The sequence below is a fragment of the Nocardia transvalensis genome (genome assembly GCF_015477765.1).
In the GTDB taxonomy this organism is placed as follows: domain Bacteria; phylum Actinomycetota; class Actinomycetes; order Mycobacteriales; family Mycobacteriaceae; genus Nocardia; species Nocardia transvalensis_A.
Map to the genome: position 1 here is coordinate 80,658 of NZ_JADLQQ010000016.1, position 12,898 is coordinate 93,555.

Sequence of the window (12,898 nt, forward strand, 5' to 3'; positions counted from 1 at the left end):
AGCCGGTGGCCGGGAACAAAGGTCAGCCGGTGAACGGATTACGCCGCTTCGTCAGCAGCTTGTACAAGGTCTGCTGGATGGTCTCGCGGACCTGGTCGGTGACCTCGAACATGGTCATCGGGTCGTCGGCGGCCTCCGGCTCGTAGGCGCCGGTGGAGATGGGCGTGCCGAATTCGATGTACCACTTCGACGGCAACGGCATCGCGCCGAGCAGGCCCAGGTGCGGGAACAGCGGCGTCACCGGGAAATACGGCAGCCCGAGCAGCCGAGCCAGCGGCTTCAGATCGGCCAGCTTCGGATAGATCTCCTCCGAACCGACGATCGAGACCGGGATGATCGGCACACCGGTCTTCACCGCGGCCGAGACGAAGCCACCGCGGCCGAACCGCTGCAACTTGTAGCGCTCCCCGTACGGCTTGCCGATGCCCTTGAACCCCTCCGGGAACACCCCGGCGACCTCGCCCGAGCGCAGCAACCGTTCGGCGTCGGCCGGGCAGGCCAGCGTGTGCCCGGCCTTGCGGGCCAGCCCGCCCAGCACCGGCAGTTCGAAGACCAGATCGGCGGCCAGCAGACGCAGCGCGCGCTGCTTGGGATGGCGGTCGTGCACGGCCAGCTGCAGCATCAACCCGTCCAGCGGCACGACCCCCGCATGGTTGGAAACCAGCAGGGCACCACCGGATTCGGGAATGTTGTCGATGCCGTTGACCTGCACCCGGAACCACAGCTCCGACAGCGGCCGCAGCGTCGGCAGGATCACCGACTCCAGCAGATGCTCGTCGAGCCCGAATTCGTCCACCTGATAGTCGCCGGTGAGGCGGCGGCGGGCGAAGTCAGCGGTGCCGCGGATACCGTCGGCGACCTTGCCCCGCACCAACTCCCCCAGCGATCTCGGGGCGGGCGACACCTCGGCCAAGCGATCGGTCAACGACGTCACCGGACTCGGCGCCGACTCCTCCGGCCACCGCCGTGGCACGGGCCGGTGCCGCGCCTCGAAGTCCACATCGTGCAGTTGAATCACCTTGGCCACGTCACTCATTGCTGTGCTCCCGCTCCGGCCCGGACCAGGCCGAGAAGTCTCGTCTCTGCAGCGTCGATCCACCGTGGATCGATGACGGGCCGCAACGCTGCGCCCCCAACGAAATCGTCGAATGCCTGCACTGTGGTCCAGCGCGGCTGGAATCCCAGCTCGGTACGCATCCTGGTGGTGTCCAGGCCGCAACCGAAATGGAAGTAGTCGATCTGTTCGGTCGTGAATTCCCGCATGACCTGGCCCATCAGGGACCGGCCGACGGTGTGGAACAGGGCGAACGGCACCGGCAGCGCGATGCGGCCCGCCCGGCGAATCGCCTGGGACAGCGTCAATGCCCCGTCCCCCGCGACGTTGAAGGTGCCGCCGGGCGCCGCCAGCGCGGCATGCGCGAGGGCGGCTATCGCATCCTCTTCGTGCAACAGCTGCAGGCGGGGATCGCGCCCGAGGATGGTCGGTGTCACCGGCGACCGGAAATACTGCACCCCGCGCCCGGCCAGGCGGGGCCCCACGATCGGCGGGAAACGCAGAATGGCCGCCGCGATATCCGGGCGCCGCCGGGCCAGGCTTCGGACGAAGCCCTCCACCTCGATCAGGTCGCGCGCGAACCAGCCGCGGGGCGGGGTGCGGGCGCTCATCTCCTCGGTGAATTTCGCGGGATCCTTTGCGCTGCAACCGTAGACGGCCGACGACGAGCGGACCACGACACGTCGCACACTCGGCGCCTTCTGGCAGGCCGCGAACAGCTGCATGGTGCCGAGCACGTTGAAGTCCTTCATCGCCGTGCGCCCGCCCTGGGCAGGCGGACGGGACAGGACCGCCGGATGGATCACGGTGTCGACCTCGTTGACGTCGATCACCTTGCGGATCAACGGATTTCTGATGTCGGCCCGGACGAATTCGGCGCGACCCATGCGACGCAACAGCTCTCGGCTGGGCATGCGGGAGTCGACGGCGATGACACGTTCGACGGCAGGATCCGACGCCAGCCGTGCCACCGCATTGCCGCCGAAGAATCGGCTCGCACCGGTCACCAGCACGACTTCGGGTGTATGCCCGTCCCGCACGCTCGAACCCACGCCGGATCCCACCTGCCAGCCCCCGATTCGCCTGTTCCCGATTCCAGCGTAGCCCCTGGCTTCGGGGGCTTCGATAGCTTTAACCAGGATCTAACGATGACTTCGGTCACCGGAAACGAAAGAGCCCGCCACCGCTGCGGTGACGGGCCTCGAGCCGACTCGCGGCTTACTTGCCGAGTTTGCGACGCTGCACTCGCGTGCGACGAAGCAGCTTGCGGTGCTTCTTCTTCGACATCCGCTTACGGCGCTTCTTGATCACAGAACCCATAGGGTTGTTCCTCGCGTTCTCTCTCTACCTCGGCGCGCACGCCGGTTACGTACGCCCTTCTTCCCGGGTTGCCCATGGCCCGAGCCCATGGCCCGGGGAGGCGGCCGGCGTCACCACGAACGGCCCCGGGAGGCCGCCCGTCGAACCCCGGCAAGGTCCGTTACCAGTGTCCGCCGCCGGTGCGGCCCATGCCCACCGGCAGGCAACACAACGGTGGTTCATGCTACCGGGCCAACCATCGGCGAACGAAACGGGGATTCCCCGGCCTGCGGCCGGGGACATGTGTGGAAGGCCGGGGACATGTGTGGAACCCGGGACGCTGGTAGGCCCCGGGGACCGCAGCAACCGCCGCGCGGGTCGTGAAGCACCCGTCGGCTGATGACGAAGCGAGGGACGGCCCGGCGTGCCGGCCGCCCCTCGATTCCCGCCTACCCGGCGTCGAAGTAGGACGTCTGCAGATAATCGTGCACGGCCTTGGCGTGCACCCGGAACGACCGACCCACTCGAACCGCGGGCAACTCGCCCGAATGCACCAACCGATAGACCGTCATTTTGGAAACCCGCATCAGATTCGCCACCTCGGCGACGGTGAGGAACTGGGTTCCTCCGCCGAATACGGGCCCTGTACTCGCAGAGCTGTTTCCAGACATCATTGCGCCACTGACCTCCGGCACGTCCGCGCCGCCGGCTTCCCCACCGGCGGAACAGACACGCACGTGCTCCTTGAAGCTTAGCGGGACCAGTGGGATTACTGCGACGGGTGGGAGAAATAGGATTCGGTGTGCCGGAACCTGCCGGTCAAGGTCCGTTCACCTGGACACGCCGTCAGCTCTCGGCCGTGCCGCCCTGCTCCGCGGAGCGTCGCTTGGCCGCGTGCAGCGCCTCCAGAAACGCCGAACGCACCCCGGCGCGCTCGAGTTCGCGAATCGCCGCGGCCGTGGTGCCCGCCGGCGAGGTGACCGCGGCCCGCAGCTCCGCCGCCTCCTGCCCGGACTCCTCGAGCAGCGCCGCCGCGCCGAGCATCGTCTGCACGACCAGCTGGGTGGCGACGTCGCGGCTCAGCCCCAGGCCCACCCCGGCCTCGACCATGGCCTCCACGACCAGGAAGAAATAGGCCGGGCCCGAACCCGACACGGCGGTGACGGCATCCATCTGCGACTCGGCGACCGTCACCACCCGGCCGACCGATTCCAAGACCTCGGTGACCAGTTCCAGCTCATCGGCCTTGGCGTAGCGGCCCGGCGCGATCGCACACATCCCCTGGCCGACGAGCATCGGGGTGTTCGGCATGACCCGGACCACCGGAAAACCGGCCGGCAGCTTGGCCTCCAGCCGGGCGATGGGCACTCCGGCCGCGAGCGACAGCAGAACCTGATCGCGGTCGTTGTCCAGCTCGGCCTTGCCCAGCTCGGTCATCACCGCGTCGACGTCGTGCGGCTTGACCGCGATCACCAGCAGATCCGCGCCTGTCGCGGCCTCGGCGACGTCGGCGGTGACCCGGATGCCCAACCGCTCGGCCAGCAGTTCGGCGCGGGCGGGCACGGTCTCCACGGCGACCAGATCCTTGCTCGCCCGTCCGGACTCGAGCAGGCCGGCGATCAACGCCTCGCCGATCCGTCCGCCACCGATCACCGCAATTCTCGTCATGACGCCAAGGCTATCCGCGGGCGCGCGGCGAGCGGAAAGGGCACTGGGCGCGGCAGCCGGACACGCTCACCGCGGCAGCGGGACCAGCGCGAGCTGGCGGGTCTGAGCCACGACCGCGCCGGTGGAGTCGAGGACCAACTGATCCTCGTCGAACATCCGCTCGCCGACCGCGCGCGTGGTCGCGACGACCCGCAGCCAACCCGGCGCGGGGCGGCGGCGCAGGTAGGTGGTGAGCTGCACGGTCGGCGCCCACCCGAAGCGGCCCAGGTTGTAGGTCACCGGCGGGCTCATATCCCCGGCCATCATGGCGAAGTAGGCGGCCACGTCCGGATCCTGCTCGTCGGCCGGGCGGGGTCGCAGCCACATCCGCAGCCGCGGCTCACCCTGTTCGCCTTCGAGGAAACGGGCCCAGGTGCCATCGATGGCCACCGAAGCGCCCTCGGAGACGTGCACGACGCTGCCCATGCGCGCATCGCGGTCGTAGTGGATGGCGTCGGCGGGTGGCTCGGCGGGCATATCGGTGTAGCTGTCGGGCGCATAGACCGGCGCGGCATCGTCGAGACGGCCGAAGGTGAAGACCGTGCGGACCAGCGTGCGACCGCCCTGCACCAGATCGGCGTCGACCAGGCAGATCTGTCGCCCGGTCTTACGGATGCGCACCTCGTACTCGACCTCGCCCGGATCGGGCCCGCCCAGGAAGTCGGAGCTGGCCGCGATCGGTGACATTTCCGCCGCTTCCGGGAGCGATTCACGCAGCCACCGCGTGGCGGCCGCCGCACTCGCCGCGACCATCGTCCCGCCGTGCAGCTTCGGGCCGATCGTCCAGATCTTGTCGATCACGCCCTGGTAGCGGCCCACCCCGGAATCCCGCGACGGCAACTCGGTCACCGCACACACCTGGCCGAAGGGCGCGTCGAGCGCCACACCAGCGTCCATGGTCAGCTCCGTCACCCGCCACTCCTACTCGCCATCTGTCGGACCGCTCCTCATCTCGGCATACTCTTCGCCGAGATCTACAGCGTATAACTGTTACGACGAGCAACAAGATTCCGAGCGCAGGTGTGACGAACACACCATGGATCAGAGCCGGCGGGCTCCCGTGGGCTCCGGGGTGTGCACCGAGTGCAGGTTGTTCAGATGGGTGCGGGCGAAGGACAGGGCGCGGTGGAGCATGGCCGCCCGGTTCAGGGTGGTGCGGGCGTTCTGGGTATTCACCTCGATCACGGCGTGGCCGCGGAAGCCGTTGTGCACCAACGATTCACAGACCTGCGCGCACGGCTGGGTGCCCTCGCCGGGGATCAGATGTTCGTCGTGGGCCGCGCCGCGGCCGTCGGCCAGGTGCAGATGGGTCAGGCCACCGCCCATGCGGGCCGCCAGTGCCAGCGCATCCATTCCGGCGGTCGCGGTGTGCGACAGGTCGAGGGTGTAGTGCCGGAAACCGGTGTCGGTCGGATCGTAGGACGGGCTGAAGGCCGTCAGCGAAAGTCCCGGCCCGCCACGGCGTTCCAGCCGCCGCGCCGCGCCCGAACGCCGCCCCAACAGGGTGTCGGCCCGCATCGGGAACATATTCTCCACGGCCACCGCCACCGGGCTGTGCTCCTCCAGCGCGGCGACCTGGGCGGCGAACCCCTCGGCATAGCGGCGCTGCCAGCGGAAGGGCGGATGGACCACGACCGTGTCCGCGCCCAGCGCCTCCGCGGTGTGCACACTGCGCTCCAGTTTGGCGATGGGATCCGCACCCCAGACCCGTTGCGAGATGAGCAGACACGGCGCGTGCACCGCGAGCACCGGCACCGAATACCGGCGCATGTAGGTCTGCACGGTGGCGATGCTCTGACTGGCCGGTTCGGCCCAGACCATCAATTCGATGCCGTCGTAGCCGACCTCGGCCGCATAGCGAAACGCCGCCTCGGTGTTCTCCGGATACACCGAGGCCGTCGACAACCCCACCCTGATCGTGGACCCCGCCTGCCTGTTCCCCACTGCTGCTCCCTGCTCAGTTGGTGCTGAGTAAGAAGGCTAGCGGTCCCAGCGTCACGAAGATGCCTACGACGACGGCGATCACAGTGCTGAAGATGTCGTCGGTGCGCCGCAGCACCCGCACGAGGGCCACCAGCCCCAGTATCACGACCATCGCCAGGCACAGTGCGACGAACGGCAGCAGGTCCCACATCTTCTCGAAACCCTTGAACAGCAACATGCCCGCGACCGCAGCACCCGCCGCCTGGCCGCCGAGAATCATCCACTGTCGCCGATTGGCGTCGTCCTCCGCCTTGCGGGAGGTGCGGGAGCGCCGGGCGGCCGTGCGGGTGCCGGCCCGCTGCCGCGTGGGCCGATCGCGCTTCTCCTCGTCCTCCGGCTCGGCCGGGTCGGGGCCCAGCGGGCGGAAGACCTCGGTGCGGTGCTCGGTGTCGTCGAGGACGTCGGTCCCGCCGCGCCGGGTGTCGCGCTCCCCCGGCCACGGCGCCCGTCCGCGTCGGTCACCGCGCTCGTTGGCATCGCGCAGCAGATCTCCGGCAACCGTGGGCCCGGCGAGCAGCTGCTGATCCCGATTGGCCAGCGACCATGCCGCGGTCGCCGCCCCTGTCGCGTCGTCCGGTGCGGGTCGCCCGTTTCGCGCAGGCCGATCGGAATTCGGCGGTTCGGGCGAGGGACGTCTTCGGGCCGACCATGCGGGCAGGCCGGGCGGCGGCGGACCGTCGGCCCCGTTGCGCCGCCCGTTACGCGGTGGTGCACCCGGCTCGCCCCGATCCGGACGCTCGGGGGCGCGATCACGCCTGGGCGGTGCCGCAGGCGGATTGGGTGGCATCGGGGCGCGCGGCCCCGCATCGGGGCGACGCGACGGGGCCCAGGCCGTGGCCGGGTGAGCCATCTCGTCGCCGTTGGTCTGCGGCAGCGGCCCTCGGTACGGGCGCACCTCGGTCGTCTCGTCGTCGGGATCGCGGCGGCGGCGTCGGCCGCTCCGCGGGGGCGCGGGCTGCTCGGTCGGCGGGGCGCCCTGCAGATCGGCCACCGAGACCTGATCCGCACCGCCCGCCATCGCCTCCAGCCGCTCCCGCCGGGCCCGGCGCCCCTCCCCCAGACCGGCGCCGTTGCGTCCGGCGAGCGGATCTCGACGATCGGCCTCCGGCGCGCCGTGCGCCCCGGCGCCCACACTTCCGATACCGTTCGAGGGCGGCTCGGGCCGACCGAGGGCCGATGGATCGCGCAGCGCCGAATCGGGCAGAGCGGGTGAGGAATACGAGCGCGGCTCGTAACTCGGCGGTTCGAACTGCGGCGGTTCGAAAGCGGGAGGTTCGAAGGTGGCGGGCTCGAAGGTGACCGGTTCGAAAGACGGAGGATCGACGGTGGGCACCGGCGCCGCCGCGGCCGACGCCGAAGCGAGTGGATCGTAGAAGGTGATGGGCCCCGACAGCGGCGAGTACGACGGTTCGACATCGCTCGACAGCTGGAAATCCGGCAGCGGGACCGGGGCGGGCTCCTCGGGATCGGGCGCCGCATGGGCCGACGACCCCTCGGGTACGGCGGGTAGATCGCCGGTCAGGTCGGTCACCGCGATACCGCGGCCGCCGCGGCGGCGGCGTCCACCACCGGAGGTGGGAACGCCCTGGCCGTTGCGGGCCAGCAGTTCGGCGACCGACAGCTGGGTCGATTCGTCACTCATTGCGACACCGTTTCCGTCGGGCCCGGTACTCCTTTGGGGCGGCCGTTGCCGGCACCGGGTTCGCTGTCCAGGTCGGTATCAAGTTTGCGCAGGATCAGTCCCTCCCGCAGTGCCCAAGGGCAAATTTCGAGAGTATCCAGCGATAACGCCCGCATACTCGCCTCCGCGACCAATGCGCCAGCCACCAATTGCTGTGACCGATCGGAACTAACGCCCTCCAATTCTGCCCGGTCGGCGGCGGTCATCCGAGAAATGAACGCGATCAGCTGCCGCAGACCGGAACTGGTGAGGATACGCCGCACCCGGGGTCCCGCGGCAGAGGGGGCGGCGCCGGTGAGACGCGCCAGCGTGCGGAAGGTCTTCGAGGTGCCCACCGCCAGGTCGGGGCGGCCGGGTTCGAGCAGCTGTTTGGCGGGGACCACCATTTCGGCCTCGAGCCAGTCGCGCAGCACCGCGACCCGGCGCTTACCGGGCGGATCGTCGTGCAGCCAGTCGCGGGTGAGCCGCCCCGCGCCCAGGGGCAGTGACAAGGCGATATCCGGTGCCTCATCGCAGCCGTTGCTCATCTCCAGCGAACCGCCGCCGATGTCGAGATTCAAAATTCGACCGGCGCTCCAGCCGTACCAGCGGCGCACCGCGAGGAAGGTCAGCCGGGCCTCGTCGACCCCCGACAGCACCCGCAGTTCGACCCCGGTCTCGCGGCGCACCCGGGTCAGGACCTCGTCGGAATTGGTGGCCTCGCGCACCGCCGAGGTGGCGAACGGCATCAGCTGTACACAGCCGGAAGTCTTTGCGATGCTGGCGAATTCGGCGACGGTCTTGGTCAGTCGGGTGGCCCCGTCGTGAGTGATGCGACCGTGGTCGTCCATGTTCTCGGCCAGGCGCAGGGTGGCCTTCGTCGAACTCATCGGCATCGGGTGGCCACCCCGATGCGCGTCCACCACGAGGAGGTGGACGGTATTGCTTCCCACATCGAGCACACCGAGCCGCACATGAACACGGTACTGGGTTGTGCACACCCTCCGGGTCATCAACCGAGAACAGGGGCGGACGCGAAGCCCCCGACACTGCAGTTGATCTCTGGTTCCTGTTAGCGTCTGGCGATGTGACGGTAGGAGCATCCGCGAGCGGTCCGACCGGGCTGCGACCAGCGGCGAAGATCGATCCCAGCCCGGAGGTCGATCTCGACTTCCCTCGGGAGTGGATCGAATTCGTCGATCCGGCTAATGAAGAGCACACCATTGCGGCCGATCTGACCTGGCTGCTGTCGCGGTGGACGTGCGTCTTCGGGACGCCGGCCTGTCAGGGCATCATCGAGGGTCGCCCCGACGACGGTTGCTGCTCGCACGGCGCATTCCTGTGCGACGCCGACGATCGCAAGAAGCTGCAAAAGTCTGTGAAAATGCTCACACCAGAGGACTGGCAGCTCATCGACGAGGCCCGCGACGCGACCGGCAAGGTCCGCAAGAAGCTCTACCTCGAGGAGGACGAGCTCGACGACGAGCCCGCCCTGCGCACCCGTCGCTACGACGGTGCGTGCATCTTCCTCAACCGCCCGGGCTTCGAGGGCGGGATCGGCTGCGCCCTGCACACGATGGCACTGCGCAAGGGCCTCGAACCGCTCACGGTCAAACCCGACGTCTGCTGGCAGCTGCCCATTCGCCGCACCCAGGATTGGGTCGACCGGCCCGACGGCGTGCAGATCCTGCGCACGGTGATCACCGAATACGACCGCCGCGGCTGGGGCCCGGGCGGCCTCGACCTGCATTGGTACTGCACCGGCTCCCCCGACGCCCACGTCGGCAGCCGCCCGGTCTGGCAGGCCTACGCCCCCGAATTGATCGAATTGATCGGGCAGCCCGCCTACGACGAACTGGCCCGGCACTGCAAACGCCGCGAGGGTCTGGGCATCGTCGCGGTGCACCCGGCCACCGTCGAGGCGGAGCGCAAGGCGGCACAGTAGGCTTGCGCAACAACTGATTTCGCGCGGAACAGCCACCGGCTCGCCATCGAAGGTTCACTTCATCGTGGTAGGTGTCATAGCCATGATGAGGAAATTCATGGCTACCGCCTTCTTGGTCGCCGGTGCCGCGCTGGCCGTCGCGCCCGCCGCACACGCCGATCCCACCGCCAACCCCAACGACTACTCCCTGCAGAACGACAACTTCGTCGTCTACACCGATCCGGCGGCCCTGTCGGCACAGGCGAACGGCAAGCAGGTCATCCTGAGCCCGTACGGCACCTCCAAACCGATCGCCTGCCGCGACAACACCACACCCCTGGACGACTGCTGGCAGCGCGACAACTTCGGCTGGTTCCCCCTGCAGCGGACCGAACTCCCCCAGATCGGCACCGTCTGGGTCCACGTCGTCTAATAGGGATGGCCCGCACGACAACCGACGTGCGGGCCACTCCGGTTCCCCGCTGCACCACCCACGCGAGCCACTTCGGTTCCCCGCTGCACCACCCACGCGAGCCACTTCGGTTCCCCGCTGCACCCGCCCCCAGGCGGGTGCAGCGGGGTCACGCCTCGAGCTTGTAGCCCAGCCCTCGAACCGTCACCAGGTGCTCCGGCTTGGCCGGATCCGCCTCGATCTTCGAGCGCAACCGCTTCACGTGGACGTCGAGGGTTTTGGTGTCGCCCACGTAGTCGGCGCCCCACACCCGGTCGATGAGCTGGCCGCGGGTCAGGACCCGGCCGGAGTTGCGTAACAGGTATTCCAGCAGGTCGAACTCCTTCAGGGGCAGCGTCACCGGCTTGCCGTTGACCTGAACCGTGTGGCGGTCCACGTCCATGCGCACCGGGCCGGCCTCGAGGACGCCGCTCTCGTTCGAACCGTCCAGATCCTCACCCGCGCCGCGGCGCAGCACCGCGCGGATGCGGGCGATCAGCTCCCGCGACGAGTACGGCTTGGTGACGTAGTCGTCGGCGCCCAGCTCCAGACCGACCACCTTGTCGATCTCGCTGTCGCGCGCGGTCACCATGATCACCGGCACGCTGCTGCGGGTGCGCAGCTGCTTGCACACGTCGGTTCCGCTCATGCCCGGGAGCATGAGGTCGAGCAGCACGATGTCGGCGCCCGAGCGGTCGAATTCGGCCAGCGCGGACGGTCCGTCGCCGACGACCGTGACCTCGAACCCCTCCTTGCGCAGCAGGAATGCGAGCGGATCGGCCAGCGACTCCTCGTCCTCGACGATCAGGACACTCGTCATCGGGTTGCCTCCACACCGTTGGGTCTGGCCCGCCCTGCGGGGCGCGGGCCGGTTTCCTTCTTGCCCACCTGGATGGCGGTGGGACTCTTCTTCTCCGCCGGGTTAGCGGAAGTCTTGTCTTCGGGCTCCACCGCGGGGATGCGCAGCGTGAACGTCGAACCGGTGCCCAGTTTGCTCCACAGGGTGATCTCACCGTTGTGGTTGGCGGCCACGTGCTTGACGATAGCCAGCCCGAGCCCGGTCCCGCCCGTGGCCCGCGACCGGGCCTTGTCGGCGCGGAAGAACCGCTCGAACACCCGCTCCTGATCCTCTTTGGCGATCCCGATACCGCGGTCGGTCACCGCGATGTTCACATACCCGCCGCGCAGCGAGCGGCTCACCGACACGTGCGAGCCCTTCGGCGAATAGTTGATGGCATTCTCGACCAGATTGGACAGGGCCGTGACCAGCAGCGGCTCATCGCCCAGCATCTCCAGCCCGCTGTTGCGGTCGGTGCTCACGGTGATGCCCGCGGCCTCGGCGGCGGTGCGCGAACGCTCGATGGCGGCATTGACGACGGTGTCCACGTCGACGGCCTCCAGCTGCGGCAGTTTCTCCGCACCCTGCAGCCGCGACAGCGCGATCAGCTCGGTCACCATCTTGCCCATGCGGCGGGTCTCGGCGAGTAAGCGCTCGCCGAAATGCCGCACCGAATCCGGATCGTCGGCAGATTCCAGCAGCGCCTCGGCCAGCAGGCTCATCGCGCCGACCGGGGTCTTGAGTTCGTGGCTGACATTGGCGACGAAATCGCGCCGGGTCGCCTCCATCCGCGCCTGTTCGGAATCGTCGTCGGCGAACAGGACCACGAAAGTGGATTCCTCGCGAGACAGTGGGCGCGCCACGCCACGCACCGCGATGCGGCTGCGGCCGGGCATCGGATTCTTGGCGGTCAGGTCGAAGTCCACACTTTCCCCGGTGGTGAGCACCTTCTCCACCGCCGCCCAGGCGCGTTCCTCGAGCAGCCGGTCGCGGACCAGGCCCAGTTCTTCGGCGCGGGGATTCACCAGCACGACGTCGCGATACTCGTCGACGACGGCGATACCGCTTTCCGAGGCGAGCACGATGAGGTCGAGCACCTGCGACATGGTCAGGCCGGTATCGGCCTCGCGGCGCTGGGCCTGCCGGGCATTCACATAGGGAATGAGCAGACCACCCACGGCCAAGCCGACAACGGCCGCGAGAATAGCCAACAGCACGGCCTGGGGAACGCTCACAATTGAATCGTACGGTCGCGGGCGCGCTCACCAAGCCCGGGTTCGCGAAGTTTCGCGCAGGTCACGGGCCCTTATGCGGTTGTTAGCCGGTCGTTTACGCAGAGTTCGGCCTGAGCCCCGGTATCGGAGATCCGCAGGCTTTCGTCTCGAATAACGATCCCGCGGGCACTTTTCCTTGCGGCACCGCCTATCTCACCAATGCGCGAAACCGGCGTGAACTATCCCCCATTGTGCCGGTCCGCAGTGGTGTCCGCCGCATCGGCCGGCCACTGTGAGATGCCCCTCATTCGCCACGACTGCTTCATTCCTCCTCGCCGGATGCGGCCATGGCCGCCCGCACGGTCTCGCCATGCTGTTCGACCCAGGCGCCGAGTGCGTACAGCGGGCCCAGCAGGTCCCTGCCCGCGGGAGTCAACTCGTATTCGACCCGCGGCGGTGCCTCGGCGTAGCGGCGGCGCTCGACCAGCGCCATGGCCTGCATCCGGCGCAGGGTCTGGGTGAGCATCTTCTGGCTGATGCCGCCGATCTCGGTCTGGAGGTCACCCGGGCGCATCGGACCCTCGCGCAGCGCGTACACGATCACCGGAAGCCAGGAGTTGCCGAACAGGTCCATCGCGAGCCGCGCCGGGCAGTCGGCCTGGTAGTCGCCGTAGGGCGGGAACTCCACCCCTGGGTATGTCGAGGCCACCGTTCCAGCATGCCAGCGCCGTTGCGCACCCGCAGGTGCGTATCGAAATTTCTACCGTC

At 68.7% G+C, this 12,898-nt stretch carries 14 protein-coding genes; 2 read left to right on the top strand and 12 right to left on the bottom strand.

The features are described 5' to 3' along the window. Positions 1-22 precede the first annotated feature (22 nt). The 9 genes from IU452_RS35275 to IU452_RS35315 all read right to left on the bottom strand — a co-directional run bounded on the left by IU452_RS35275 (position 23) and on the right by IU452_RS35315 (position 8,677). The gene (locus IU452_RS35275) at positions 23-1,036 is read right to left on the bottom strand and encodes a lysophospholipid acyltransferase family protein (protein ID WP_195113591.1); all 1,014 of its coding nucleotides are present in this window, start codon (positions 1,034-1,036) and stop codon (positions 23-25) included. Next, positions 1,033-2,106 (bottom strand): NAD-dependent epimerase/dehydratase family protein, encoded by a 1,074-nt coding sequence (locus tag IU452_RS35280; protein WP_324193003.1) that lies wholly within the window; start codon positions 2,104-2,106, stop codon positions 1,033-1,035. The genes IU452_RS35275 and IU452_RS35280 overlap by 4 nt, the downstream gene beginning before the upstream one ends. 166 nt (positions 2,107-2,272) lie before the next feature. After that, complete coding sequence (locus IU452_RS35285; RefSeq protein ID WP_003402602.1) at positions 2,273-2,374, bottom strand: 30S ribosomal protein bS22; 102 nt, start codon at positions 2,372-2,374, stop codon at positions 2,273-2,275. Positions 2,375-2,802: 428 nt separating this feature from the next. Beyond that, on the bottom strand, positions 2,803-3,027 hold the full coding sequence (locus IU452_RS35290) for a helix-turn-helix domain-containing protein (protein ID WP_195113687.1): 225 nt from the start codon (positions 3,025-3,027) through the stop codon (positions 2,803-2,805). Between the two features lie 172 nt (positions 3,028-3,199). After that, positions 3,200-4,021 (bottom strand): pyrroline-5-carboxylate reductase, encoded by an 822-nt coding sequence (gene proC, locus IU452_RS35295; RefSeq protein WP_195113592.1) that lies wholly within the window; start codon positions 4,019-4,021, stop codon positions 3,200-3,202. A gap of 66 nt (positions 4,022-4,087) precedes the next feature. Further along, the gene (locus tag IU452_RS35300) at positions 4,088-4,957 is read right to left on the bottom strand and encodes a thioesterase family protein (RefSeq protein WP_195113688.1); all 870 of its coding nucleotides are present in this window, start codon (positions 4,955-4,957) and stop codon (positions 4,088-4,090) included. 144 nt (positions 4,958-5,101) lie between these two features. Next, a complete protein-coding gene (locus IU452_RS35305) occupies positions 5,102-5,971 on the bottom strand; it encodes a sugar phosphate isomerase/epimerase family protein (protein WP_195113689.1) in 870 nt (289 codons plus the stop codon). Between the two features lie 46 nt (positions 5,972-6,017). Continuing rightward, positions 6,018-7,685 (bottom strand): hypothetical protein, encoded by a 1,668-nt coding sequence (locus IU452_RS35310; RefSeq protein ID WP_195113593.1) that lies wholly within the window; start codon positions 7,683-7,685, stop codon positions 6,018-6,020. Next, entirely contained in the window at positions 7,682-8,677 is a 996-nt protein-coding gene (locus tag IU452_RS35315) for a Ppx/GppA phosphatase family protein (RefSeq protein ID WP_195113594.1), read from the bottom strand. Before IU452_RS35315 ends, IU452_RS35310 begins: the two co-directional genes overlap by 4 nt. 113 nt (positions 8,678-8,790) lie before the next feature. On the opposite strand from IU452_RS35315, the gene IU452_RS35320 reads away from it, so the two are divergent. Beyond that, positions 8,791-9,648 (top strand): hypothetical protein, encoded by an 858-nt coding sequence (locus IU452_RS35320; RefSeq protein WP_324193005.1) that lies wholly within the window; start codon positions 8,791-8,793, stop codon positions 9,646-9,648. Positions 9,649-9,745: 97 nt separating this feature from the next. After that, on the top strand, positions 9,746-10,060 hold the full coding sequence (locus IU452_RS35325; protein WP_195113595.1) for a hypothetical protein: 315 nt from the start codon (positions 9,746-9,748) through the stop codon (positions 10,058-10,060). A 148-nt stretch (positions 10,061-10,208) separates the two neighbouring features. On the opposite strand, the gene IU452_RS35330 is transcribed toward IU452_RS35325, so the two are convergent. The 3 genes from IU452_RS35330 to IU452_RS35340 form a co-directional block, all read right to left on the bottom strand. Continuing rightward, on the bottom strand, positions 10,209-10,898 hold the full coding sequence (locus IU452_RS35330) for a response regulator transcription factor (protein WP_195113596.1): 690 nt from the start codon (positions 10,896-10,898) through the stop codon (positions 10,209-10,211). Beyond that, positions 10,895-12,151: an ATP-binding protein gene (locus tag IU452_RS35335; protein ID WP_195113597.1), complete on the bottom strand. Its 1,257-nt coding sequence runs from the start codon at positions 12,149-12,151 to the stop codon at positions 10,895-10,897. The genes IU452_RS35330 and IU452_RS35335 overlap by 4 nt, the downstream gene beginning before the upstream one ends. Before the next feature lie 301 nt (positions 12,152-12,452). Continuing rightward, a complete protein-coding gene (locus IU452_RS35340; protein ID WP_324193006.1) occupies positions 12,453-12,839 on the bottom strand; it encodes a helix-turn-helix domain-containing protein in 387 nt (128 codons plus the stop codon). Positions 12,840-12,898: the final 59 nt, after the last annotated feature.